26 protein-coding genes and 1 pseudogene are annotated in these 22,368 nt (G+C 70.3%); 16 read left to right on the plus strand and 11 right to left on the minus strand.

Features of this window, described 5'->3' with window-relative positions; genetic code table 11:
• Positions 1-10: 10 nt before the first annotated feature.
• The 4 genes from ACGFZS_RS38550 to ACGFZS_RS38565 all read left to right on the plus strand — a co-directional run bounded on the left by ACGFZS_RS38550 (position 11) and on the right by ACGFZS_RS38565 (position 2,803).
• Positions 11-439, plus strand: coding sequence for a hypothetical protein (locus ACGFZS_RS38550; protein WP_393799008.1), 429 nt, complete (start codon positions 11-13; stop codon positions 437-439).
• 79 nt (positions 440-518) lie between these two features.
• Positions 519-1,181 carry a hypothetical protein gene (locus ACGFZS_RS38555; RefSeq protein ID WP_393799009.1) on the plus strand — a complete coding sequence of 221 codons (663 nt, stop codon included), beginning with the start codon at positions 519-521 and terminating at the stop codon, positions 1,179-1,181.
• Between the two features lie 88 nt (positions 1,182-1,269).
• Positions 1,270-2,034 (plus strand): hypothetical protein, encoded by a 765-nt coding sequence (locus ACGFZS_RS38560; RefSeq protein WP_393799010.1) that lies wholly within the window; start codon positions 1,270-1,272, stop codon positions 2,032-2,034.
• Between the two features lies 1 nt (position 2,035).
• Entirely contained in the window at positions 2,036-2,803 is a 768-nt protein-coding gene (locus tag ACGFZS_RS38565; protein ID WP_393799011.1) for a hypothetical protein, read from the plus strand.
• A gap of 30 nt (positions 2,804-2,833) precedes the next feature.
• On the opposite strand, the gene ACGFZS_RS38570 is transcribed toward ACGFZS_RS38565, so the two are convergent.
• The 5 genes from ACGFZS_RS38570 to ACGFZS_RS38590 all read right to left on the minus strand — a co-directional run bounded on the left by ACGFZS_RS38570 (position 2,834) and on the right by ACGFZS_RS38590 (position 5,753).
• Positions 2,834-3,319 carry a Uma2 family endonuclease gene (locus ACGFZS_RS38570; RefSeq protein WP_393799012.1) on the minus strand — a complete coding sequence of 162 codons (486 nt, stop codon included), beginning with the start codon at positions 3,317-3,319 and terminating at the stop codon, positions 2,834-2,836.
• Between the two features lie 62 nt (positions 3,320-3,381).
• The gene (locus tag ACGFZS_RS38575; RefSeq protein WP_393799013.1) at positions 3,382-3,639 is read right to left on the minus strand and encodes a hypothetical protein; all 258 of its coding nucleotides are present in this window, start codon (positions 3,637-3,639) and stop codon (positions 3,382-3,384) included.
• The gene (locus tag ACGFZS_RS38580; RefSeq protein WP_393799014.1) at positions 3,636-3,983 is read right to left on the minus strand and encodes a hypothetical protein; all 348 of its coding nucleotides are present in this window, start codon (positions 3,981-3,983) and stop codon (positions 3,636-3,638) included. The genes ACGFZS_RS38575 and ACGFZS_RS38580 overlap by 4 nt, the downstream gene beginning before the upstream one ends.
• A 44-nt stretch (positions 3,984-4,027) precedes the next feature.
• Positions 4,028-4,906 carry a helix-turn-helix domain-containing protein gene (locus tag ACGFZS_RS38585; protein WP_393799015.1) on the minus strand — a complete coding sequence of 293 codons (879 nt, stop codon included), beginning with the start codon at positions 4,904-4,906 and terminating at the stop codon, positions 4,028-4,030.
• 358 nt (positions 4,907-5,264) lie between these two features.
• On the minus strand, positions 5,265-5,753 hold the full coding sequence (locus ACGFZS_RS38590) for a MarR family transcriptional regulator (RefSeq protein ID WP_365688301.1): 489 nt from the start codon (positions 5,751-5,753) through the stop codon (positions 5,265-5,267).
• An 88-nt stretch (positions 5,754-5,841) separates the two neighbouring features.
• Between ACGFZS_RS38590 and ACGFZS_RS38595 the strand changes: the two genes are divergently transcribed.
• From ACGFZS_RS38595 to ACGFZS_RS38605, 3 genes and pseudogenes are all read left to right on the plus strand, one after another.
• Positions 5,842-6,429 carry an NADPH-dependent FMN reductase gene (locus ACGFZS_RS38595; protein ID WP_393799016.1) on the plus strand — a complete coding sequence of 196 codons (588 nt, stop codon included), beginning with the start codon at positions 5,842-5,844 and terminating at the stop codon, positions 6,427-6,429.
• 22 nt (positions 6,430-6,451) lie between these two features.
• Positions 6,452-7,101: pseudogene (locus tag ACGFZS_RS38600) on the plus strand (IS5 family transposase).
• 88 nt (positions 7,102-7,189) lie between these two features.
• Positions 7,190-8,857, plus strand: coding sequence for a hypothetical protein (locus tag ACGFZS_RS38605; protein WP_393799017.1), 1,668 nt, complete (start codon positions 7,190-7,192; stop codon positions 8,855-8,857).
• A gap of 19 nt (positions 8,858-8,876) precedes the next feature.
• Here the strand turns inward: ACGFZS_RS38605 and ACGFZS_RS38610 are convergent, their stop codons facing one another.
• Complete coding sequence (locus ACGFZS_RS38610) at positions 8,877-9,251, minus strand: ATP-binding protein (RefSeq protein WP_393799132.1); 375 nt, start codon at positions 9,249-9,251, stop codon at positions 8,877-8,879.
• 147 nt (positions 9,252-9,398) lie between these two features.
• Between ACGFZS_RS38610 and ACGFZS_RS38615 the strand changes: the two genes are divergently transcribed.
• Together ACGFZS_RS38615 and ACGFZS_RS38620 are read left to right on the plus strand one after the other, a co-directional pair.
• Positions 9,399-10,253, plus strand: coding sequence for a helix-turn-helix domain-containing protein (locus ACGFZS_RS38615; protein WP_393799018.1), 855 nt, complete (start codon positions 9,399-9,401; stop codon positions 10,251-10,253).
• Complete coding sequence (locus ACGFZS_RS38620; protein ID WP_393799019.1) at positions 10,250-10,528, plus strand: DUF397 domain-containing protein; 279 nt, start codon at positions 10,250-10,252, stop codon at positions 10,526-10,528. Before ACGFZS_RS38615 ends, ACGFZS_RS38620 begins: the two co-directional genes overlap by 4 nt.
• A 47-nt stretch (positions 10,529-10,575) precedes the next feature.
• Here ACGFZS_RS38620 and ACGFZS_RS38625 read toward each other — a convergent pair whose 3' ends face one another.
• Complete coding sequence (locus ACGFZS_RS38625; RefSeq protein ID WP_393799020.1) at positions 10,576-11,151, minus strand: TerD family protein; 576 nt, start codon at positions 11,149-11,151, stop codon at positions 10,576-10,578.
• 182 nt (positions 11,152-11,333) lie between these two features.
• On the opposite strand from ACGFZS_RS38625, the gene arfB reads away from it, so the two are divergent.
• The gene (arfB, locus tag ACGFZS_RS38630; RefSeq protein WP_359207518.1) at positions 11,334-11,762 is read left to right on the plus strand and encodes an alternative ribosome rescue aminoacyl-tRNA hydrolase ArfB; all 429 of its coding nucleotides are present in this window, start codon (positions 11,334-11,336) and stop codon (positions 11,760-11,762) included.
• A gap of 93 nt (positions 11,763-11,855) precedes the next feature.
• Positions 11,856-12,758, plus strand: a complete 903-nt coding sequence (locus ACGFZS_RS38635; protein WP_393799021.1) for a sigma-70 family RNA polymerase sigma factor — start codon at positions 11,856-11,858, stop codon at positions 12,756-12,758.
• Between the two features lie 68 nt (positions 12,759-12,826).
• Here ACGFZS_RS38635 and ACGFZS_RS38640 read toward each other — a convergent pair whose 3' ends face one another.
• Positions 12,827-13,345, minus strand: coding sequence for a flavin reductase family protein (locus tag ACGFZS_RS38640; RefSeq protein ID WP_393799022.1), 519 nt, complete (start codon positions 13,343-13,345; stop codon positions 12,827-12,829).
• Between the two features lie 369 nt (positions 13,346-13,714).
• Between ACGFZS_RS38640 and cdgB the strand changes: the two genes are divergently transcribed.
• Both cdgB and ACGFZS_RS38650 read left to right on the plus strand, forming a co-directional pair.
• Positions 13,715-15,370 carry a diguanylate cyclase CdgB gene (gene cdgB, locus ACGFZS_RS38645; RefSeq protein ID WP_393799023.1) on the plus strand — a complete coding sequence of 552 codons (1,656 nt, stop codon included), beginning with the start codon at positions 13,715-13,717 and terminating at the stop codon, positions 15,368-15,370.
• Between the two features lie 118 nt (positions 15,371-15,488).
• Positions 15,489-16,436 carry a carbohydrate-binding protein gene (locus tag ACGFZS_RS38650; protein WP_393799024.1) on the plus strand — a complete coding sequence of 316 codons (948 nt, stop codon included), beginning with the start codon at positions 15,489-15,491 and terminating at the stop codon, positions 16,434-16,436.
• Positions 16,437-16,445: 9 nt separating this feature from the next.
• On the opposite strand, the gene ACGFZS_RS38655 is transcribed toward ACGFZS_RS38650, so the two are convergent.
• The 3 genes from ACGFZS_RS38655 to ACGFZS_RS38665 all read right to left on the minus strand — a co-directional run bounded on the left by ACGFZS_RS38655 (position 16,446) and on the right by ACGFZS_RS38665 (position 19,735).
• Positions 16,446-17,390, minus strand: coding sequence for a 1-phosphofructokinase family hexose kinase (locus ACGFZS_RS38655; protein ID WP_393799025.1), 945 nt, complete (start codon positions 17,388-17,390; stop codon positions 16,446-16,448).
• Between the two features lie 123 nt (positions 17,391-17,513).
• A complete protein-coding gene (nagA, locus tag ACGFZS_RS38660; protein WP_393799026.1) occupies positions 17,514-18,794 on the minus strand; it encodes an N-acetylglucosamine-6-phosphate deacetylase in 1,281 nt (426 codons plus the stop codon).
• A complete protein-coding gene (locus ACGFZS_RS38665; protein ID WP_393799027.1) occupies positions 18,794-19,735 on the minus strand; it encodes an ROK family protein in 942 nt (313 codons plus the stop codon). Before ACGFZS_RS38665 ends, nagA begins: the two co-directional genes overlap by 1 nt.
• Before the next feature lie 129 nt (positions 19,736-19,864).
• Here ACGFZS_RS38665 and ACGFZS_RS38670 point away from each other — a divergent pair, with 129 nt between their 5' ends.
• The 3 genes from ACGFZS_RS38670 (at position 19,865) to otsB (ending at position 22,350) form a co-directional block, all read left to right on the plus strand.
• The gene (locus tag ACGFZS_RS38670; protein ID WP_393799028.1) at positions 19,865-21,130 is read left to right on the plus strand and encodes an extracellular solute-binding protein; all 1,266 of its coding nucleotides are present in this window, start codon (positions 19,865-19,867) and stop codon (positions 21,128-21,130) included.
• A gap of 17 nt (positions 21,131-21,147) precedes the next feature.
• Complete coding sequence (locus tag ACGFZS_RS38675) at positions 21,148-21,381, plus strand: DUF3263 domain-containing protein (RefSeq protein WP_393799029.1); 234 nt, start codon at positions 21,148-21,150, stop codon at positions 21,379-21,381.
• 117 nt (positions 21,382-21,498) lie between these two features.
• A complete protein-coding gene (gene otsB, locus ACGFZS_RS38680; RefSeq protein ID WP_393799030.1) occupies positions 21,499-22,350 on the plus strand; it encodes a trehalose-phosphatase in 852 nt (283 codons plus the stop codon).
• The last annotated feature ends 18 nt before the right edge of the window (positions 22,351-22,368 follow it).

The following is a 22,368-nucleotide window of genomic DNA, read 5'->3' on the forward strand; positions in this document are numbered from 1 at the left end:
AAGGTGAAGCATGAGTAGTGTGGTGAAGTTCTTCGTTGCGGAAAGAGTCGATGCCGTCGCCGCGCTGAGTGCCGGACCTGATCCGTCGCTTTCTTCCCTCACGTATGGGAATTTCGACGCCGAGGAAGCTCTCCTTGACTGGGAGTCGCAGTTCACCGGACGGAGGTTCGATGAACTTGTCGAGGAGGACTTCCCTGAGGTTGTCGCTGAGGAAGACGAGGGTGCCGTCGTACTCCTGTTGTCCGATGCCCTTGTAGGGGCTCTTTCCGCTGAGTCGGAATCCCGAGTAGCGGAAGTCGCTGAGTGGTGGGTCCAGGAGAAAGATGACCAGGGTTGGCAGATTGACTTGGCTGTTGCCTCGGAGATTCTTCAAAGACTTGCCGGGATGGCCCGCCAGGAACGACGTGCAGGCGAGGACATCTACTGCTGGGTCGGTTGACGCTCGGGCGCGTGTTGATCGTTTCGGGCACTGCACTTTCCGAAGGAGCGGGCTGTTGAGTGCGGCGCGGAGAATTCCGATGGCAACACTGGTTTCTCTTCTGTTGACGGGCTGCGATGCGGCGAGCGGTGGTGTTGCCGATGGCCTGAATGTAAAGCCACCGCCACAGGCAAGCGCCATGGCTGTGAGCGGCCGGCTGACAAAGGCAGCGCTCGCAGGGCAGCAGGTCGAGGGTTTCGTGGTGACAGCAGTACCCGCTGCCGAGGCGGCAGGTCGACGAGAGGTGAAGGCGTCGCGGGACGTCTGTGCTCCGGCGGGTCATGTCCTGTCCACCACAGTGGTGGGCAACCCGACGTCCACGGTGGTCCGGCGGGTATCCAATGGGCGCGCGGTCGTGACGGTCGTGCTCGCGGAGTACGACGAGGGTAAGTCCGCGCAGTCCGCGTTGGACGTCCTCGCCGCGGCCATCGACGAGTGCGCAGACGGATTCACGGCAGCCGTCGACGATGAGCGGCGTACCTACAGCCGGCTGGTGCCGGAACTCGCCCCGGAAGGCGCCGACCAGGCGATGGCATGGGGTGCGGTGGTCGAGCGGGACGGCGTGAAGGCGCCGGTGAAGGCTGTGGTGTTCCGCAAGGGCGCCACGGTCGGCTACCTCACCGCCGTGCCGGAGGGCAGCGCCCTGAAGGACTTCTCCGTGCCGGACGCCGTCGTCGACGCCCAATTGGCCAAGCTGTCGTAGGGCGGCTTGGCGTGAACAGACTTGGCTGGCGGGTTGTCAGTCATCTTCAGTGCAAGCAGAGACACAGAGAAAGCGAACACAGCACATCGTGAACAGATCCGGCATACGCAACTCCCGTTCCTCCGCCCTGACCCTGGCGGCCTCCGCGCTGCTGTCCGTGACCGTGCTGAGCGGCTGTGGCGACTCCGAGGTCGATGACGCCGTCCTCGACGCCACGTCCTCTGCGACGAAGGGCTCCACCGCCGCCTCCGGCGTCAAGCCGCTGACCGCCGCCGAGTTGGACGAGGCGGCCCTGGAGAAGGCGGACCTGACCGGGTACGTGGTGAGCACGCCCGGTGACGCCGAGGCCGCCGCCGTCGAGCAGGCGAAGGTGACCGGGGCGGAGTGTGCCCCGCTGGGGCGGGCCGTGGCCGGTGCCGCCGTGGGGGAGCCCACCGCGACCGCGTACCGGCGGGTGACCGGGAAGCCGGCCGCGGGCGCGTCCTCGGAGAAGGCCCTGGACTTCGACACGGGCATGGTCACCCTCGCCTCCTACGCCGACGCTGAGGCGGCCTCCGCCGCGCTCAAGACCGTCGCCGCCTGCACGGGCGGCTTCCAGCTGACCCTTCAGGGCGAGACGCAGAAGGCGACGAAGGTCGCCGCCGACACGGCACCGAAGGCCGGCGACGAGGCGGTCGCCTACACCGTGACCATCCCGGCCGAGGGCACCGACGTCCCCTGGAAGGTCGTCATGTTCCGGTCCGGCGCCACCCTCGCCCAGTTCACGGTGGTCAACGGGGCCTCCGCGATCTCCGGCAAGGACTTCACCTTCCCCGCCGACCTGGTCACCGCCCAGGCCGGAAAGCTGGCCTGACGTGCGCGGACGCCCCCTTCTCGCGGCCCTGCTGGCCCTGCCCTTCGCGGCACTGTCCACCCCTGCCGCTCACGCGGCGGAGAGCGACATCACCTTCTCGAACGTCGTGGTGAACAACGGCAAGCCGGTCGTCGTCGGCACCACGGGCACGGTGGTCGTGCCGATCACGTACACCATCAAGCACTCCGTGAAGCTCTCCGACCAGTGGGTGGGGATCTACCGCGGCCCGTACGGCGGCGCCGGTGAGAGGGATCTCGGGTACAGCGGCGAGGGTCCGTACTGCGAGAAGAACAGCACCGGCACCACCGAGCACTGCGAGATGACCACCAACGTCGTCGCGAAGACCGACCTGGTCAACGCCGACGCCACCGTCTGGAAGACGGTGGGCATCGCGGTCAGGGCGGACGGGAGCTTCGACGAGGACCTCACCGCCGCCACGGCCCACGTGAAGCGCAACGCCAAGCTGACCGTCGACGCCTCGCCGGAGCCGGTCACCAAGGGCAAGAAGATCACCGTGACCGGGAAGCTCACTCGCGCGAACTGGAGCACGCACGCCTACGGCGGCTACGCGGGCCGCGAAGTCAGCCTGCAGTTCCGCAAGAAGGGCAGCAGCGCCTTCACCACCGTCAAGAAGATCACCTCCACCACCGGCGGCGCCCTCAAGGCCACGGTGACCGCCTCGGTGGACGGCGACTGGCGCTGGGTGTTCTACGGCGACGGCAGCACCGGAAGCCGCAAGTCCGCCACCGACTTCGTCGACGTCCGGTAGCGGCCCCGTCTCGGCGGGGTGCGGGGCCTGTCAGCGGTCGGCGGCCGCGTAACGGGGCAGGCCGTCCGTCGCGATGGTCCACTCCCCGATGGTGACGTCCTCGCCGTAGACGAAGTCCTTGCGGGTGGCGTAGCGCGGGCCGTCGGGGGTGGGGTGGATGCCGGTGAGAACGGCGCCGCTGCCGGTGCGGGGGTCGAAGGAGCCATCTCCCTCCATTTCCGCCTCGCTGATCACCATGACATCCGGGCGGCGCATGATCCCTTCGGGCTCGTCCTCGACGTCGGGTTCCCCTGTATGGGCCACGATCTCTTCCGGCATCAGCGCTTCCAGACGCTTGCGGAGGCGGGACCGTGTCAGTTCGTGAGGACCGTTGGGCGAGACCAGGTCGTGGACGATGCCTTCTCGGGTGATCTCGAATTTTCCCGGGACGGTGTCGTCCGTGGACTGCACAAGGTCCCGCAGGGCCCGGTACCTCGGGGAGCCCGTTCGCCCGGTGTTGTCGCCGACGGTGGTCATGACACTCCCTGTCGTTCGGTTCGGCAACTGCGGCCGAGACCGGGCTGGTATGTGCGGACGGCTCAAAGGCCCAGGTACGTGATCTGCACGACGTAGACCCGCTCGCTGCGCACGACGACCTGGTACCTGAACATGCCGCCGGGGACTCTGATATCGCCCCCGCCTGGATCGACCCCCTCGTGGGCGCGACCGTGGACATGAAGAGCTTCAGCGGCCCTGACCAGTTCGTCGGCCCTGCGTTCCACAGCGGTGAGGAAGTCCCGGGGAACGGTGCGAGCGGCTGCTTCGGCTCCGAAGGCGTACTCCCATTTCCAGCTCACTCGCGAACAGCCCTCAGCGCCTCGTCCAGGACCGTGCTCAACTCGCGAAGGGCTTCCCGGGCGACGGCCGGATCCTCGTGCTCCAGGTTGCTCTCCGCGTTTGCGTAGCTGGCTGAGAGCTCCGGTCGGCGGGCGATCTCGATATTCCTGGCCCACATCAGGACCCAGCTCTGCACCGGGCTGAACGACTGCCACTCGACAGCCTCGGCAAAAGCCTCGTCCTTCGTCGCCTGCATTTCGTCCAGGCGGTCAGGAGCGACGATGGCAAGAGCGGTACGCAGGGCGTCAGGAGTCAGTTCGGGACGGGGAATCAGCTCGTTCCCGTGGTCGGCCTGAGTGCTCATGGCGCTCGCTCCTCGTCTGTGCCCAGGGGCAAGGATCGTCGCTTTCATGCTAGGCGGCCTCCAGGGGGATCGGTTCGGCAGTCGCGGCAGAGTCCGGGGGCGGGCGATCGGAAGCCGCGGTCGCAGCTGTCGCAGTTGTGTACTCGGATCGCTACGGGCGGTTGTGGTGCCGGGGTGCGGAACGGCGGTGGTGGGGGGAGCCGGTCCGTCAGCCGGTGGGCGAGCAGGGCGGCGGGGCGGCGTAGGTCCTCGGGTGGCAGGTCGGCGGTCAGGGCGCGGGCTACGGCGGCTGCGCTGACGTCCCGTTCCAGCCAGGCGGCGACTCCGGGGGCCAGGTGCTCGGTGTCCGTGGCCGAGAGCAGGAGGCGGGAGTCGTGGCGGCGGAGGCGTACGAGCAGGTCGAGGGATTGATGGAGCAGCGCGGGCGCGGCACACGAGGGCTGCGGTACGGGCGGGAGGGCGGCCTTTCGGGCGGGCTTCTGCGGCGGCTTCGGTCGTGCTGCGGCTGCGGTCGCAGTCTCGGGCTGACGGGCGCGGCCGCTGTGGCCGGGTCGGTTGCAGAAGACCGTGCGGGTGATGATGCGGCCGTCGGGCAGCCGTACGTGTTCGCGGCGCAGGTAGCCGACCGCCTCAAGTTCCCGCAGCGCGGCAGCGATACGGGTCCGGCCCTCCTTCAGGCGCTCCGCCAGCGTCTTGATGTCGACCTTGGCGCCGGCCGGAAGCGACTGGATGTGTGTGCCGATGCCGATCGCGAGCCCCGACAGGTCGGGGTGCTGGGCCAGGTCGTTGCCGACGACGGTGAAGTGCGAGGTGTGGCGGGTGTGTTCGTGAATGAGCCCGCCGCCGGACCCCCGGTTCGGGTGCTTCTTGGCGGCAACACGGGGCTGGGCGCACGAGGGCGCGCTAGGGTTTTCGGTATCCATCGGGAAGGCGTTCACTTCCTGGGTGGTCAGGCCCTCGCACTGGGATTGCCGTCCCGGCGGGGGCCGAAGTCTTTCTGCGGTTGTTGCGCCGAGCGTAGGGCACGCAACCCTCCCCAAATCCAGCTGACTTGGGCATATTCACTCGCGGGAGTGACGCTGCGCGACGGGCGGGAGGGGTGGGGCTTGGCAGGGTTCTTTCTCCCCGTCGTTCCTTTGGTGGTGACGTCCCTCGCGACCGGAGTCCGCGTTTCCGGGCGACGGTGACGTCGGCCCGTGCCCGGTGGCCCCGGCCTAGGGCCTGTCTGGCAATGCCCAGGGCCGTATCTGCGGGTTCTGTGAGGGCGGTGCGAGACGCGGTCTAGGACGCGCCGTCGCCGGCAGCGTCGCTGCCATGCCGGTCGAGGCGATCGACTGCTTGCTCGCTCCATGCCCGGATGACTGATGCCTGCTCGGGGGTCAGTGAGTCGAGAAAGTGGCGGCGGATGTTGCCGCCGTGCACAAGCACGGCATTCTGGGCGGCGCGGCGACCCTCGGCGGTCAGCCCGATCCCCGCGCGGCGACCATCGGCCGCGTATTGGGTGCGCTTGACGAAGCCGCGTTTTTCCATGCGCGTCAGCTGATGTGAGACGCGGCTCTTGTCCCAGTCGAGCGACTCGGAGAGCTCGCCGACACGCATCTCGCGGCCGGCAGCTTGCCACAGCGTCACCAGCACGCTGAACTCGGCCTTCGAGACATCGCAGTCGCGCTGTAGACCACGCTCCAGCTCCCTGGTGAGCAGACGCTGTGCGCGCATCCAGGTATCCCAGAACTTCCACTCCTCGGGTTCCAGCGATCGAGTCTCCGTCATGCCGCCGAGGATACCGCGACCAGCAGAGTTGTCACTTCAACTCCCCTCGATCTAGAGTTGACGTGACAACTCTCTGGGAAGGAAGACCATGCCGCTTCGCATCGCACTCATCCTCGGAAGCACCCGCCCCGGTCGCCGCGGCGACCAGATCGCCGCCTGGGCACTGGAGGCCGCCCGTGCCCACGGTGGAGCCGACTACGAACTCATCGACCTCGCCGACCACGGCCTCGGCAACCTCGACGAGCCCGGCAACCCGAACTTCCAGCAGTACCAGCACGACCACACCCGCGCCTGGGGCTCACTCATCGACAGCTTCGACGGCTACGTGTTCCTCGTCCCCGAGTACAACCACTCCTACCCCGGAGCCCTGAAGAACGCCCTGGACTACGTCTACCGGGAGTGGAACGACAAGGCCGCCGGGATCATCAGCTACGGCGGCTGGGTCGCCGGGGCCCGGGCCGCCGAGGCGCTGCGGCTCGTCCTCGCCGAACTCCAGGTGGCCACGGTCCGCGCCCAGCCCACCATCTCGACACACCCCTCGTTCCACACCGGCACCTTCGTCCCCCAGGAGGGCCTCGACACCGCCGTAGGCGACATGCTCGACCAGGTGATCGCCTGGTCCGGCGCCCTGCGCGGGGTGCGCCAAGCCAGGACGCAGACGCCCACGGCTGCATGAGGGCCAGTTCGTGAACGATCCGGTGACAGGACGCGGCGAGCTGACGGACCCTGCACGGGAGGCGCTGAAGCCCCTGTTGCCGGCTGCCGATGGACCCGGCCGTCCGTGGCGTGACCACCGGCAGGTAACCAACGGCGTGTTATGGCGGTTGCGAACAGGTGCTCCCTGGCGTGACCCGCCGGAACGGTACGGGCCGTGGCAGACGGTTCATGAGCGGTTCGCCCGTTGGGAGCGGGACGGGACCTGGGCCCGCCTCCTGCAGCAGATTCAGGCGCGGGACGACTCCGTCGGAGCGGTGGAATGGACCGTGTCGGTGGACTCCACCATCAACCGCTCCCACCAGCACGCGGCCGGTGCCCGGAAAAGGCGGCGGGCGCGAACGGCGGGGTGGAGGGTTCAGCACGCCCGGCGGCCGACCAGGCGCTGGGCCGCTCCCGCGGCGGGCTGACCACCAAAGTCCACCTCGCCTGCGACGGCCGGGGCCTGCCGCTGGCTGTCGTCCTCACCCCCGGCAAGGGCCAATCGCCGGCGCCGCGGCAGAAACGGCGGCAGACCACCGGCCTTCGACCCTTCGACAAGCTGGCAACCCGCTACCGGGCCGGACTCCACATCGCCTCACTCGTCCTTTGGCTCCGTCAACCCTCTCGCGAACGATTGCCAGACACGGCCTAGGCCAGGCGACCGTTTCCAGGTCACATGTTCGCCACAACTCCCCTGCGGAATCAGGTTATTTGACCGATCGGTGGTCATGATCGTTCATATGACGAAGACTTCGGTACCGAGGAACCTGACCGCGGCCCTCACGGCCGCGCTCCTCACCGCGGCCGCGGCGACGGTCGCGGCCCCGTCCGCGGCGGCCGTGACATTGCCCGCCTGTTCCTCGACCGACGACTCCACCCCGCAGAAGGACGCCCTCCACAGCCTGCCGAACCAGCGTGGCGTGGTCGTGCTGAAGCTGGACACCAGCGTGAACAGCCTGCCGACCGAGCTGCACGTCGGCTCGTGGACCGTGCCGGTCAGCTGGGTGCCCACGGGTACCGCGAACACCTGGCAGACCGACGGGCCGATCCACCTCGACGCCTACGGCACCTGGAGCGCGTACGTCGAGGCACCGATCATCAAATCCCCGGGTCTGTCCACGATGCTGCGCGGCGACGTGGACTACACCGTCCAGCCGGTCGTCCAGGCGGCCCACACCGACCTGGCCGCGTCCGACGCCGACCACCGCACGGTGACCGTCTCCGGCAAGGTGCTCGGCCGCGATCCCTACACCGGCCAACTCCAGCCGTACACCGGCCTCGCGACCGTGCGCTGGCTCGACGAGACCGAGCAGGACCCGAACGCGGTGGACGCCCAGCTGGCCGCCGACGGCAGTTTCAGCCAGCCGATCACCGTGGCGGGCGGCGCCTGGATCACGGTGACCGGCAACCCGGGCACCGATGCGGCGGCGCACGTCTCGGGCACCGCGTTCTGCAAACTGGCGCCCGGCCTCGGCCGGATCGACGGCGCCGTCAGGCTCGACGCCAAGACCTCGGCCTCCCCGGTGGACTCCGGCGCCACGGTCACCCTGTCCGGCAAGGCGACCTGGACCGAGCAGGTCAGCCCGTACATCGTGCACCCCCTGGCGGGCCGCACGCTCCAGGTGACCTACAGCGACGGGGGCTCCACTCCCGCCTTCTCCGGCAGCGTGGTGACCGGCGCCGACGGCTCGTACAGCGTGCAGCTCACCGTCAGCCGTCCGGGCACCTTCTCCATCGCCTCGGCCGCGGAGGCCCCCTACTTCACCAACTCCTGGGGCGACGCCACCCAGCAGGTGCGGATGCCCCTGTCGATCACGGGCTTCAAGGCCGCACTGGGCGCCGACCACAAGGTCACGGCCAGTGGCAAGCTGGCGGCGACCGAGAGCCGTTCGCCCGGCCTCGCCGGCGAGGCCGTGGACCTGGAGTACTCGGCGAACGGACGCACCGGATGGACCCGGGTGGCCACCGGCAAGGCCGCGGCCGACGGCTCGTTCACGAGCGGCGCCGCCAACCGCACCTCCGGCTGGTACCGGGCGCACCACCGTGCCTCCACGACCTACCAGGACCAGGTCACCAGCGCGCTCAAGCAGTCCCGGACCGCCAGCCGGGTCACCTCCCTGAAGATCACCCCGCAGCCGGTGACCAAGGGGAAGACCCTCACCGTGAAGGGGCTCCTGCAGCACAACACCACGGCCTGGAAGGCGTACGGCGGTCAGCGGGTCGCCGTCCTGTTCCGGGCGACCGGAACCACCACCTGGAAGACCGTGACCACGGTGACCACCAACAGCACCGGCCACTTCACCGCCAAGCCGAAGGCGACGAAGGACGGCACCTGGGTGATCGACTACGCGGGCAACAACACCCACTTCGCCAGCCGCTCGGCGCAGGACTTCGTGGACGTCCACTGACCCCCAGCGCCTGTCCGGCCTACGGCGACACGTCGATCTCGGCCCACACCGCCTTGCGCGGTGACAGCCCCGGCGCCACGCCCCACTTGTCGGCGAGCGCCTCCACGAGGACCAGGCCCCGGCCCGACTCCGCGTCCGGCGCCGGGGACTGGGCGTGCGGCGGACGGTCACCACGCGTGTCCGTGACCTCGATCCGCAGCGTGTGCCCTACGACGTAGAGCGTGAGGCCGAAGTCGCGCCCCGGCACCCGGCCGTGCGTCGCCGCGTTCGCCGCCAGCTCCGCCACGATCTGCCTCGCCGGGTCCAACGGCAGTTCCCAGGCACGCAGTTGTTCGGTGGCCAGCAGCCGGGCCAGCCGGGCGCCCCTCGGCGTGGACGAGAACCGCAGGCTCATGTTGCGGACGGGGGTGGAGATTTCGTCGTTCACATCACTCAGCGTGGCCGCGCGTGCGTACCGTGAACAGTGACGGAGGCCTTACGTACGGTGACTGTCCGGCGCTTGTCCAGTGCTGTCTTGGCTGTCGGGAAAGAGGTGTACGGGATGAGCGTGGACGGCGAGGTGGCCGAGCCGGGCTGGGAGGTCGACCCGGACGACGACTGGGGCGTCGCGGTCATCGCCACGGTCGGCCGCCAGCTGAAGCTGCGCCGGGAAGCGGTGGGGATGCGCGCCGCCGAGTTCGGGGTGGCGGTCGGCTACGGGGAGGACATGGTCTACAAGATCGAGGGCGGCAAGCGGATTCCCCGACAGGAGTACCTGAACAGGGCGGACGAGGTCCTCGGCGCGGGTGGGCTGATCTCGGCGACCTGGGAGGACGTGAAGCGGGTCCGGTATCCGAAAAAGGTGCGGGAGCTTGCCAAGTTGGAGGGGCAGGCGGTGGAGATCGGGGTGTATGTCGGGCTCAGTCTGCACGGTTTGTTGCAGACGCCTGAGCACGCGCGGGCATTGTTTGAGGCGTGGCAACCGGCTTATTCGCCGGAGGAGGCGGAGCGGCGGGTAGCTGCCCGTATGGCCCGAGCGTCCATCTTCGACCGCTCGCCTGCACCAGCGCTCAGCTTCGTCCAGGAGGAGGCGACGCTGCGTCGGCCGGTCGGAGGCACAATGGTTTGGCGACGGCAACTCGAACGTCTGCTGGAGGTGGGCCAGTTGCGGAACGTCACCCTCCAGGTGATGCCGACGAATGCCGAAGCCCACCCAGGGCTGAGCGGAAAGATCGAGGTGCTGAAGTTCCCGGATGGCTCGGCAGTGGGTCGCTCCGACGGTGCGTACAGCGGTCGCCTGACCTCCGATCCGAAAGAGCTACGGATCCTTGAGCTGCGCTATGGCACCATCCGGGCTCAGGCGCTCACGCCACGAGAGTCGCTGGCTTTCATCGAGCAACTGCTGGGAGAGACATGATCCGCAAGACCTCTGCCGGAGATCCCTCCGACTTGGCGTGGTTCAAGAGCAGCTACAGCGACGGCCCCGACGGCGACAGCTGCGTAGAAGTCGCCCTGGCCTGGTTCAAGAGCAGCTACAGCGGCGGCACCAACGGCGAATCCTGCCTCGAAATAGCCCCCACCCCCACCACCATCCACATCCGCGACTCCAAGTACCGCACAGGCCCCGGCCCCCGACTCGCCCTCGGCACCTCCGCCTGGGCGGCCTTCGTGCCGTACGTGGTCGGGGACTGACCGGCGTGGGAGCCCCGGCGGCGCCGGAGGCTCCCACGCAACGTTCGTCAGACGTTGACGCCGAAGTCCTGGGCGATGCCGACGAGGCCGGAGGCGTAACCCTGGCCGACCGCGCGGAACTTCCACTCGGCGCCGTTGCGGTACAGCTCGCCGAAGACCATGGCGGTCTCGGTCGCGGCGTCCTCGGAGAGGTCGTAGCGGGCGATCTCGGCGCCGCCGGCCTGGTTGACGATGCGGATGTAGGCGTTGCGGACCTGGCCGAAGTTCTGCGAGCGGGTCTCCGCGTCGTAGATCGAGACCGGGAAGACGATCTTGTCGATGTCGGCGGGGAGGCCCGCCAGGTTGACGTTGATCGCCTCGTCGTCGCCCGCGCCCTCGCCGGTGCGGTTGTCGCCCGTGTGGACGATGGTCTGGTCCGGGGTCTGCTTGTTGTTGAAGAAGACGAAGTGGGCGTCGGAGTAGACCTTGCCCTGCGGGTTGACCGCGATGGCGGAGGCATCCAGGTCGAAGTCCGTGCCGGTGGTGGTGCGGACGTCCCAGCCGAGGCCCACGGTGACGGCGGTCAGGCCCGGAGCCTCCTTGGTGAGCGAGACGTTGCCACCCTTGGACAGGCTTACAGCCATGGTCGGGGAGTCCTTTCCCTTGTGTGCGTACTGCCGTGCGGCGTACGGGCTCGAAGCTACAGCTACCCGTATGAACGCCACGAGGGGTACCGAAGGTTCCACCTCGCTTTACTTTCTTTACCAAACGGGTGATGAACGATATTCGCGTGACGTGTGCCGGTCAGCCGCGCGACCATGGAGCCATGTCCGGTCCCTATGTCATCCGCGGCTCCGTCTCGCTCCCCGAGGCCGAGCTCAACTGGCGTTTCTCGCGGTCGTCCGGGCCGGGCGGACAGCACGTCAACACCAGTGACTCGCAGGTGGAGCTGCGCTTCGACCTGGCCGCCACCGAGGCGCTGCCCCCGGTGTGGAAGGAGCGGGCGCTGGCACGGCTGGCCGGGCGGCTCGTCGACGGCGTGGTCGTCGTACGGTCGTCCGAGCACCGGTCGCAGTGGCGCAACCGCGAGACCGCCGCCGTACGCCTCGCCGCGCTCCTCGCGGAGGCCACCGCGCCCCCGCCCAAGCCGCGCACGCCGACCCGCATCCCGCGCGGGATCAACGAACGCCGGCTGCGGGAGAAGAAGCAGCGGTCGGAGACCAAGCGGGGGCGGACCGGCCGCGACTGGTCCTAGTGGCCGCCCCCCGTCACATCCGGGTCACCTCATCCGTCAGTCCGGTGAAGGCCGCCGAGCGGCGGACGGACTACGGCCACGGGTGGTACCGCCATGAGCACTGACGACGACTTCCTCGCCGAGCGTTTCGAGGCGCACCGCCCCCGGCTGCGTGCCGTCGCGCACCGCATGCTCGGGTCGGTCGCCGAGGCCGACGACGCGGTGCAGGAGGCGTGGTTCCGGCTGAGCCGGGCCGACAGCGGACGGGTGGAGAACCTGGGCGGCTGGCTCACCACCGTCGTGGGCCGGGTCTGCCTGGACATGCTGCGGTCCCGGAAGTCGCGCGCGGAGGAGTCCCTGGAGGCCGGCGGCGGCCCGGTGGAACTCCCCGGCCCCGCCGCCGACCCGGAACAGGACGCCCTGCTCGCCGACACGGTCGGGGTCGCCCTGCTGGTCGTCCTGGACACCCTCACCCCCGCCGAGCGGCTCGCGTTCGTGCTGCACGACCTGTTCGCGGTGCCCTTCGAGGAGGTCGCGGGGATTCTCGGTCGCAACCCCGCCGCCGCCCGTCAGCTGGCCAGCCGGGCCCGGCGCCGGGTGCGCGGCCCGCACGGCGCCCCGGACGCCGACCTGGCCCGGCAGCGCGAACTCGTCGACGCCTTTCTGGCCGCCGCGCGGGCCGGTGACTTCGACGGGCTGCTGCGGGTGCTCGACCCCGACGTGGTGGCCCGCACCGAGGTCGGGGTGACCACGGGCGCCGCCGCGGTCGCCACCGGCGCGACCCGGTTCGCGCGTCTCGTCGGCCCCGGCGTGCCGGCGCTGATCAACGGCGTGCCCGGGATCGTCGTCCTCGCCGACGGCCGTCCGGAGCGGACCCTCGCCTTCACGGTCGTTCGCGACCGCATCGCCGTGCTGGACATCGTGACCGACCCGGCGCGAGTCGCCGAACTCGACATCGACATCGACACCGACATCGACCGCGGCACCGGCACCGACTTCGGCCCGGATCTCGGTTAGGGAATTCGCCGTTCGGAAAAGGCGGCCGTGCGCGGAATTTAATAAACCGACCGCGCGGTCTTCTCGGCTCAGCCCAACTGCCGGTAGCGACCCCGGAAATACATCAGCGGACCGCCTTCCGCGCTCGGGAGTTCGGCGGTGAGGACGCGTCCGATGACGAGGGTGTGGTCGCCGGCCGTGACCCGCTGTTCGGTGCGGCACTCCAGGGTCGCGAGGGCGCCGCCGACCAGCGGGGCGCCGGTGACCTCGCCGCGGACGTACGGGATGTCCTCGAAGAGCAGGCGGTCGCTGATGCGGCCCTTCATCGAGAAGCGGCCCGCGATGTGCCGCTGGCTCTCGGTGAGCACGGAGACCGCCCACAGCGGCTGTTCGTCCAGGAGGTCGTCCATACGGGCCCCCGTACGCAGGCTGACCAGCACCAACGGGGGGTCGAGCGACACCGAGAGGAACGCGGTGGCCGTCATGCCGACGTTCTCGCCGGCCGGCGCCAGCGGGTCGCCGGGGTCGAGCGGCGGCTCCTGCGCGGTCACCAGGACCACGCCCGCGGCCAGCCGGGACATGGCGGCCTTGAACGCATCGTTGCTCACCCCCACAGCATGCCCGGTGGGTTCGGCGGCGGTGGGGGAGGGAGTCTTCAGCACGCCCGAAACGCTAATCTCGGACCCGGCGCGACCGCATCGGCCATCGGCCCGAGCCGGGTCCTAGGACCAAGGGCGGGTGAAGGGTCGTAACGTGCATCATGTGTGCACGCACCCAAAGGTTGTGTTCAGTAAACGCACAGGGAAAACGCAGAAACTCCACTCAATTGTTCACGTTCTCCTGTGACTTGAGTCACAAGGGGCATTAATTGTTGACCCTGTGTACCGAGTGGGCAGCGCGCTGTGATTCAGTGGCGGGGAAAAGTAGCGCCGAAGCAGACCCTTGATTCACTGCGAGGTCTCGGGGGGAGGGCGAGCATGGAGACCGAGTCGGAGCCCTACGTCCGTCTTGCGTCCCTGCGACAGCTGCACCAGGTCATGGCCGACATGAACACGGCCCGCAGCCTGGCGGACACACTGCAGACCGTCGCCGACGGCGTCATCACCGCCCTCAACTACGAGATGGCCTGCATCAACCTCGTACGCCCCGCCGAGGGCGACCTCGTGGTCGCCGCCTTCGCCGGGAACTCCGCCGCCGAGGCCCTGATCACCGGCCGGGTCGGCTCCCGCGAGTCCTGGGACCGGCGGCTGGGCATGGGCGAGCAGTGGGGCGACCTCGTCTTCATACCGCACACCGAGGGCTGGGTCCTCGACGACGACGACGTCCCGCAGTGGTACACGGACGGCCCGGCGCCGCGCTTCGAGGACGAGTGGCACCCCTCCGACCGGCTCTTCGCCCCGATGTACACGCCCGGGATATCCGGCAGTGCCTGCGGCGAACTGCTCGGCGTGATCTCCGTCGACCGCCCGCGCAACGGCCGGCACCCCGGCGCCTGGGGCCGCGAGGCCCTGCAGATGTACGCCTTCCAGGCCGCGATCGCGATCAGCAACGCGCGTCTACGTGCGAATATGCAGCGGGCACTGGTCAGGCTGGAGCGCGAGCAGCAGGCCCTGCGCGCCAGCGAGGAGTCCTTCCGGCAGGCCTTCGAGTACGCCCCCTCCGGCATGGCGATAGCCGAGATGGGCGGCGACCAGCACGGCCGAATACTGCGCACCAACGACGCCCTGTGCCGGCTGCTGGGCCGCCCCGCCTCCGCGATGCGCCGCTACTCCTTCTCCGACCTGGTCCACCCCGAGGACATCGGCACCCTGCTCCGCACCTCGGCGGAGGGCGGCCGCGCCGAGCTCCGCCTCGGCCGCCGGGACGGCACCTACGTCTGGGTCTCGCTCCGCAACAGCGTGGTCGCCGACGCGGCCGACGGCCCCCGCTTCCTCCTCACCCACGTCGAGGACATAGAGGAACGCAAGCGCCGCGAGCTCCAGCTCGCCCACCGCGCCTCCCACGACTCCCTCACCGGCCTGCCGAACTCCGCCGAGCTCCGCTCCCGCCTCTCCTCCCGGCTCTGCCGGCGCGCCGACGCCGGCGCCCTGGAGTCCCTGGACGCGGCCTACGGCCACCCCGCCTACGACGCCAACGGCCACGGCTTCGACTTCGCCGGCGTGACACAGTCGTACGACGGCGGCTACGACCACCACGTGCACACCGTCGCCCCCGAGGAGGGCCGCGACGACGGCGCCAAGGGGCTCGCGGTGCTCTTCTGCGACCTCGACGGCTTCAAGTCGATCAACGACCGGTTCGGGCACAACGCGGGCGACGCGGTCCTCATCGAGGTGGCCCGCAGGCTCACCCGGGGCGTCCGGGACGGCGACACCGTGGCCCGCCTCGGCGGCGACGAGTTCGTCATCCTCGCCGACGGGCTCGGCAAGGCCGACGCCCAGGACCTCGCCGTACGCCTGCGCAACGAGATCATCCAGCCGATCCGCGCCGAGGGCCGGGCGGTCCGGGTGGGCGCCAGCTTCGGCATCGGATGGGCGCACTGCGGCATGACGGCGGACGAAGTCCTCAAGTCCGCCGACGAGCGGATGTACGTAGAGAAACGATCTCGTCCCAAAGCGCACCGCCGTGCCGGATGACCCGCAGGTCATCGCGCTGATGCGGTCCGAGTCACCTGTTTGGCTCAGCCGGACCGGGTAGGCTCGACATTCAATACCTGTACCGCATCCGCCCGCACCTGTTGAGGAGTACCAAGGGATGACGCCCGGCGACAACGGCGCGAGCACGCCCGAGGACGACGACCCGTTCGGCTACCTGTACGCCGACGGTCAGGCCCGAGGGGCCCAGCCGCCGTCCGGCTCCGGTGGTTACGGCTACCCGAACGCCGTCAGCAGAGTGCGACCCGTCGGCGAGCGCACGTACGGCGGCCAGCAGCAGGCACCGCAGGCGCAGTACGGCGGCCAGACCATCCCCCAGCAGCAGCCCGGCGGCTACGGCCAGCCGCCGTCCGCGGCCTACCAGGCCCCGGAGACCTTCCCGGGCGGCGCCCCCACCACCCGCCAGGCCCCCCCGAACCCCGGCCGCGGCCGGGGCCCCAACACCAAGGGCCTCCTCATCGGCGCCATCGCCGTCGTCGCCGCCGTCGTCATCGGCATCAGCGTCGCCATGATGAACGGCAACGGCGACGACAACAAGGCGAGCAGCGACGTCTCCACGTCCCCGACCCAGTCGACGAGCGCCTCCCCGTCCGCGTCGAGCACCAGCTCCGCATCGGCCTCGGGCGACATCGCGCCGGTGGACGCGAAGACCCTCCGCCTGGACGGCGGCGCAAGCCTGGCCTCGGACGTCAAGGGCGCTACGGCCGACGGCGGCATCTACGTCACGAACCTCAACCAGACCGGCGCCGGCGTCACCTGGACGGTCAACGGCATCCCGTCGGACGGCACCTACACCGTTTTCGCGCACTACAGCGCGATCAAGGACCAGAGCATGACGCTCACCATCAACGGCAAGGCGTTCGGCAGCAAGATGGGTCTGAAGAACTACACGCACCAGGACGACCCGACCAAGGCCTGGACGACCACCTACTCCTGGCCGACCCTCACCAAGGGCACCAACACGATCTCCCTCTCCTGCCAGAGCGGCGACAGCTGCGACGTCCTGCTGGACCAGATGTGGGTGAAGCAGGGGCAGGTCACCAAGTAGCCCCACGGATCACGGACCGGCCCCTCGTGCCGCGGTGGTGTCACCCGTCACCGTGATCTGTCCCAGCAGCTTCTCGTAGGCCGCGTGGTCGAACTCGCCCGCCGCCGGGGCTCGTACGGTCGCTGCTGAGAGGGCGACCGCGCGGGTCAGGCGGGTGGGCCAGGGGAGTTGTTCGACGAGGCCGGAGAGGAGGCCGGCGACGGCGGAGTCGCCGGCGCCGGTGGGGTTGCCGTGTTCGACGGCGGGTGGGGTCGCGTGCCAGCGGCCGTCCGGGGTGAGTGCCAGCAGGCCCTGTGGGCCGAGGGAGGCGACGACGGCGCGGGCGCCGCGCCGGCGGGCGTCCTGGGTGGCGCGGGACGGGTCGTGGGAGCCGGTGAGTTCGGCGAGTTCTTCGGTGTTCGGCTTGACCAGGTCGGGGCGGGCGGCGACACCGCGGCGCAGTGGCTCCCCGCTGGTGTCGAGGAGGACGGGGACGCCCGCGGAACGGGCCGTCTTTATCAACCCCGCGTACGCCCCCACCGGCACCCCCGGCGGCAGACTCCCGCACAGCGCCACCGCCGAGGCGTCCGACAGCAGCTCCTCGTAGTGGTCGAGGAAGGCGCCCCACTCGGCGGGCGCTATCTGCGGCCCCGGCTCGTTCAACTGGGTCGTGTCACCCGTCCGTTCGTCCACGACGGCGATCGTGCGCCGGGTCGCCCCGGCCACCGGCAGCAGCGCGTCCACCACCCCCGCCGTCCCGGCCAGCCGCTCCCGCACCGCCCACCCCGTGGCCCCGCCCGCGAACCCGGTCACCGTCGTCCCGTGGCCGAGCGCGGCCAGTACCCGGGCCACGTTCACGCCCTTGCCACCCGGCCGTTCGGCCACCGCCGAGACCCGGTGCGAGGCGTGCGGGCGCAGGGCGCCGACCCGGTACGTGATGTCCAGAGCGGTGTTCAGCGTGACGGTGAGGATCACCGGGCGTCCTCCCTCGCATATGCCCGTGCCATCAACTGGGGGGCTCGATCATGCCAAAGAGACGGCGACCGGCCTAGGGTCGCCGTCTCTCAAGGGGAGTGCATATCGGGGAAGTTCAGGCAGTCACGCCAGTTCGGTCAGTTGCGCCAGTTCGGGCAGTTCCGGTACGACCACCCACGCGCCCTTGCGCATCACGCCCTTCAGCGTGAAGTCCGCGTCCAGGAGCAGCAGGTCGGCGTCCTTGCCGGGTTCCAGGGAGCCGACGCGGTCGTACAGGCCCAGCAGCCGGGCCGGGTTGGCGGACAGCGCGGCGACGGCGTGCTCGACGGGCAGCCGGTCGACGGTCACCGCCCGCCGCAGCGCGCGGTCCAGCGTCAGCGTCGACCCCGCGATCGAACCGCCCTCCACCAGCCGGGCGACCCCGTCCGTGACCTCGACCTCCAACGGGCCCAGCAGGTAGCGGCCGTCACCGCCGCCGGCCGCGTCCATCGCGTCCGTGATGAACGCGACGCGGTCCGGACCGGCGTGGTGGAAGGCGAGTTGGAGTGCGGCCGGGTGGAGATGCGTGCCGTCGTTGATCAGCTCGACCGTCACCCGCTCGTCCTCCAGGAGCGCGGCGATCGGGCCGGGCGTGCGGTGGCCCAGCGCCGGCATCGCGTTGAAGAGGTGCGTGGCGACCGTGGCGCCGGCGTCGATCGCCTCCACCGTCTGCTCGTACGTCGCGTCCGTGTGGCCGACGGCGGCGATCACACCGTGCTCGGCGAGGAGTCGTACCGACTCGATGCCGCCCGGGAGTTCGGTGGCCAGCGTGACCATCTTCGCGTGGCCGCGCGCCGCGTCGATCAGCTTGCGGACCTCCGCCGGGTCCGGGTCGCGCAGCAGCGCCTCGGAGTGGGCGCCCTTGCGGCACGGGGAGATGAACGGGCCCTCGAAGTGGACACCGGCGATCTCGCCCTGCTCGGCCAGTTCGGAGAGGAGACCGGCCTGGCGGGCGAGGACGTCCATGTCGTCGGTGACGGTGGAGGCGACGAGGGTGGTCGTGCCGTGCAGGCGGTGGGTGTGGACGCCGGTGAGGATCTGCTCCGCGGTGCCGGAGCTGAAGGAGGCTCCGCCGCCGCCGTGGTTGTGGATGTCCACGAAGCCGGGCAGGAGCCAGTGGCCGGTGACGTCGACGACCTGGGCGTTCTTGGGGGCGTCGGCGGTGATTTTCGTGCCGTCGACGACTACGCGGCCCTTGTCGACCACGCCTGTGGGGAGCACTGTGCGGGCTCCGGAGAGGACCAGACCGTTTGACCCCGGCTGCGGGTGCGTAGTGGTTGCTCGCGCCCACGCGGCGGCAGCCGCAGATTGAGCACTGCCCCGCGCCCCTGACGGGGCGGTGTCCTCGCGCTCGTTGGCAGCCATCAGGGGGTTACCTCCGCGGTAGTGGTCGTAGTCAACAAGTCCTGGGCGAGCAGGCCCGCGCCCAAACAGCCCGCCGTGTCTCCCAGTTCGGCCGGGACGATGGCCGGGAGTTTCTGGAAGGTGACCCGGGCACGCACCGCGTCCCGGACCGGCTCGAACAGCACGTCCCCCGCCTCCGCCAGGCCGCCGCCGATGATGAGGACGCGGGGGTCGAGGAGGGTGACGGCCGTGACCAGGCCGTCGGCGAGGGCGGCCACGGCCTCCCCCCACACCCGGACGGCGTTCGGGTCGCCGGACGTGACGGCCTTCGCGCAGTCCGCCGCGTCCGCGTCGGGGTCACCGCAGGCCTTCGCCCACGCCTCGCTCACCGCGGCGGCCGACGCGTACCGCTCCAGGCAGCCGCGCTGACCGCACGGACAGGGCGCGCCCTGCGGTCGTACGACGATGTGGCCGATCTCGCCCGCGAAGCCGTGCGCGCCCGACTCCACCCGGCCGTCCAGGCCGAAGCCGCCCGCGATGCCGGTGCCGAGGGCGACGAAGAAGAAGCGGTCCGCTCCCCGGCCCGCGCCGAGCCGGCCCTCGGCCAGGCCGCCGGTGCGCACGTCGTGGCCGAGGGCGACCGGGATGGAGAGGCGGTCGGCGAGAAGGGCGCGCAGCGGGACGTCGCGCCAGCCGAGGTTGGCGGCGTAGACGGCGACGCCGGCCCGCTCGTCGACGATGCCCGGTACCGCGACCCCCGCGGCGGCGGGTGGCTCGCCGAGGTGCTGTTCGCCGTAGGACCGCAGCTCGGCGGCGAAGTCGAGGATGGCGGCGACGACCGCGTCCGGGCCGCGTTCGCGGCCGGTCGCCCGGCGGTCCTGGTGGAGCAGCTCGCCGTCCGGGCCGACCAGCGCGGCCTTCATTCCGGTGCCGCCCACGTCCAGGGCGATGACATGTCTCACGGGAACAGTGTGGCCCGCCGACCCGCAAGAGGTCTAGTCCACTTACGTGGTGTAGACCTTATGGGTCCACATATTGAACGGCGAGACAGTTAGACAGAGGTAGTGCGGGTGCGGCGGCGTAGGGCAGGAATGATCGCGGTGGTGTCCACCATGGGCATGACGGCGGTTCTCGGTGGCTGTGGGGCGACGGGTTCTTCGGACGTCACCCTCAGACTGGTCGCGGCCGACTACGGCGACTCCGCCGCCAACAGCTCCCAGAAGTACTGGGACAAGCTGGCCAGGGCGTACGAGGCCCAGCACTCCGGCGTGAAGATCGACGTCAGCGTCTACTCGTGGAACGACGTCGACCGCAAGGTCAAGGCCATGGTCGCCGCCGACAAGGCCCCCGACCTGGCGCAGATCGGCTCGTACGCCGACTACGCGGCCGCCGGCAAGCTGTACGAGGCCGGTGACCTGCTCTCCATCCCGGTCCAGGCCGACTTCCCGTCCCAGCTCGCCGAGGCGGGCCAGTGGAACCACGCCCAGTACGGCATCCCCTTCGCCGCCTCCACGCGCGTCCTCTTCTACAACAAGACGCTCTTCTCCGAGGCCGGCATCACCACCCCGCCCACCACCTGGACCGAGCTCGCGGCCGACGCGAAGGCGCTGGAGGCGAACGGTGTGAAGTACCCGTACGCGCTGCCGCTCGGCCCCGAGGAGGCCCAGGCGGAGACCATGCAGTGGCTGCTCAGCGGCGGCAGCGGCTACACCGACGACTCCGGCACGTACACGATCAACTCCACGCAGAACATCGACACCCTCACCTGGCTCAAGGACGAACTGGTCGGCAAGGGCCTGACCGGCCCGACGGCGCCCGGCAAGCTGAACCGCGCGACGGCGTTCGCCGCCTTCGCCGACGGCCAGGTCGGCATGATCAACGGCCACCCCACGCTCATCAAGCAGGCCGAGAAGAAGGGCGTGAAGTTCGGCACCGTCGCGATGCCCGCCCGGGCCGGGCAGTCCACCAGCACCGCCTCCATGGGCGTCGCCGACTGGATGGCGGCCTTCAAGCAGAACGGCCACGCCGACCAGGTCGGTGACTTCCTCAACTACGTCTACAGCGAGAAGAACGTCCTCTCCTTCTCCCGCGAGTACGGCCTGCTGCCCGTCACCACGTCCGCGTCCCAGGCGATGACCGACTCCACGCAGCCGCAGGACAAGCAGCTGCGCCCCTTCCTCGAACAGCTCCCGACCTCCCAGCTGTACCCGGCGGGCAAGACGTCCTGGGCCGCCATCAGCGCCGACATCAAGAAGCAGATAGGCACCGCGGTCACCTCGACGGGCAACCCGACGACCGTCCTCACCCGCCTCCAGGCGGAGGCGTCGCTGGCCGACAGCCGTACGAGCACGGGCTGAGCGTTACCGTTCTCGGCATGGACCGGCAAGAACTGGACGCGCGCGAGCAGGCGATCCTCGCCCTGGAACGGCGGGGCTTCACCGGCGCCGGCGCGAAGGAGCGGGCGATACGCGAGGAACTCGACCTGGCTCCCGTCCGCTACTACCAGCTCCTCAACGCCCTCCTCGACGACGAGCGGGCGCTGGCCCACGACCCGGTGACGGTGAACCGGCTCCGGAGGGTGCGGGAGGCTCGGCGGGGGGAGCGCTGAGGGGCGGCGGTGCTCGGCCTGCGGGCCGGTGGGGGCTGGTCGCGCCCACGCGGCGGAGCCGCAAATGGACGCAGTCCCGCGCCCCTGACGGGGCGCTGCTCGGATACTGTCGGCTGCATGGGAACCCACATCACGGAACCCCTTCCGGCGCCTCGCACCCCGGCCGGCCGTGAAGGCCTCGCCGCCCTTCTGGCGCAGCCGCGCACCGCGCTGATCGGCCTCGACTTCGACGGAACCCTGGCCCCCATCGTCGCCGATCCCGAGCAGGCGCGGGCCCACCCGGACGCCGTGCCGGTGCTGGCCGCGCTCGCGCCGAAGGTGGCCGCGGTCGCCGTGATCACCGGTCGGCCGGCCGAGGTGGCCGTCCGCTACGGCGGCTTCGCGGGCGTGCCCGGTCTGGAACACCTCGTCGTCCTCGGTCACTACGGCGCCGAACGCTGGGAAGCGGCCACCGGCGAGATCACCGCGCCGCCGCCCCACCCCGGCATCGCCGCCGCCCGCGCCGAACTCCCCGCCCTCCTGGACCGGGTCGGCGCCGCCCACGGCACCTGGATCGAGGAGAAGGGCTTCGCCGTCGCGGTCCACACCCGCCGGGCCGACGACCCGCAGGCCACCTTCGACTCCCTGCGCGCCCCCCTGACCGACCTGGCCACCCGCCACGCCCTGATCGTCGAACCGGGCCGCCTGGTCCTGGAACTCCGCCCCCCGGGCATGGACAAGGGCGTGGCCCTGCGCGAGTACGCGAGGGAGATCGGCGCCGAATCGGTCCTCTACGCCGGCGACGACCTCGGCGACATCCCCGCCTTCGCCGCCGTCGAGAAGCTGCGGGAGGACGGCGTCCCCGGCGTCCTGGTCTGCAGCGGCAGCGAGGAGGTCACCGAACTGGCGGACCGAGCGGACGTGGTCGTGGACGGCCCGGAGGGAGTAGTACGGCTACTGGGCCAGACGGTCGCATACAGCGCCCCGTAAGCCCAGCGCCCCGCAGGG

Source organism: Streptomyces sp. NPDC048288 (assembly GCF_043201555.1).
GTDB lineage: Bacteria > Actinomycetota > Actinomycetes > Streptomycetales > Streptomycetaceae > Streptomyces.

Coding starts and splice junctions, on each gene's coding strand:
- ACGFZS_RS38620 (WP_393799019.1), top strand. CDS start 10,250: ATGATCCGCAAGACCTCTGCCGGAGATCCCTCCGACTTGGCGTGGTTC.
- ACGFZS_RS38595 (WP_393799016.1), top strand. CDS start 5,842: ATGCCGCTTCGCATCGCACTCATCCTCGGAAGCACCCGCCCCGGTCGC.
- ACGFZS_RS38625 (WP_393799020.1), bottom strand. CDS start 11,151: ATGGCTGTAAGCCTGTCCAAGGGTGGCAACGTCTCGCTCACCAAGGAG.
- ACGFZS_RS38555 (WP_393799009.1), top strand. CDS start 519: ATGGCAACACTGGTTTCTCTTCTGTTGACGGGCTGCGATGCGGCGAGC.
- ACGFZS_RS38615 (WP_393799018.1), top strand. CDS start 9,399: ATGAGCGTGGACGGCGAGGTGGCCGAGCCGGGCTGGGAGGTCGACCCG.
- ACGFZS_RS38585 (WP_393799015.1), bottom strand. CDS start 4,906: ATGGATACCGAAAACCCTAGCGCGCCCTCGTGCGCCCAGCCCCGTGTT.
- cdgB (WP_393799023.1), top strand. CDS start 13,715: ATGGAGACCGAGTCGGAGCCCTACGTCCGTCTTGCGTCCCTGCGACAG.
- ACGFZS_RS38550 (WP_393799008.1), top strand. CDS start 11: ATGAGTAGTGTGGTGAAGTTCTTCGTTGCGGAAAGAGTCGATGCCGTC.
- ACGFZS_RS38610 (WP_393799132.1), bottom strand. CDS start 9,251: ATGAGCCTGCGGTTCTCGTCCACGCCGAGGGGCGCCCGGCTGGCCCGG.
- ACGFZS_RS38580 (WP_393799014.1), bottom strand. CDS start 3,983: ATGAGCACTCAGGCCGACCACGGGAACGAGCTGATTCCCCGTCCCGAA.
- otsB (WP_393799030.1), top strand. CDS start 21,499: ATGGGAACCCACATCACGGAACCCCTTCCGGCGCCTCGCACCCCGGCC.
- ACGFZS_RS38650 (WP_393799024.1), top strand. CDS start 15,489: ATGACGCCCGGCGACAACGGCGCGAGCACGCCCGAGGACGACGACCCG.
- ACGFZS_RS38675 (WP_393799029.1), top strand. CDS start 21,148: ATGGACCGGCAAGAACTGGACGCGCGCGAGCAGGCGATCCTCGCCCTG.
- arfB (WP_359207518.1), top strand. CDS start 11,334: ATGTCCGGTCCCTATGTCATCCGCGGCTCCGTCTCGCTCCCCGAGGCC.
- ACGFZS_RS38570 (WP_393799012.1), bottom strand. CDS start 3,319: ATGACCACCGTCGGCGACAACACCGGGCGAACGGGCTCCCCGAGGTAC.
- ACGFZS_RS38635 (WP_393799021.1), top strand. CDS start 11,856: ATGAGCACTGACGACGACTTCCTCGCCGAGCGTTTCGAGGCGCACCGC.
- ACGFZS_RS38670 (WP_393799028.1), top strand. CDS start 19,865: ATGATCGCGGTGGTGTCCACCATGGGCATGACGGCGGTTCTCGGTGGC.
- ACGFZS_RS38590 (WP_365688301.1), bottom strand. CDS start 5,753: ATGACGGAGACTCGATCGCTGGAACCCGAGGAGTGGAAGTTCTGGGAT.
- nagA (WP_393799026.1), bottom strand. CDS start 18,794: ATGGCTGCCAACGAGCGCGAGGACACCGCCCCGTCAGGGGCGCGGGGC.
- ACGFZS_RS38605 (WP_393799017.1), top strand. CDS start 7,190: ATGACGAAGACTTCGGTACCGAGGAACCTGACCGCGGCCCTCACGGCC.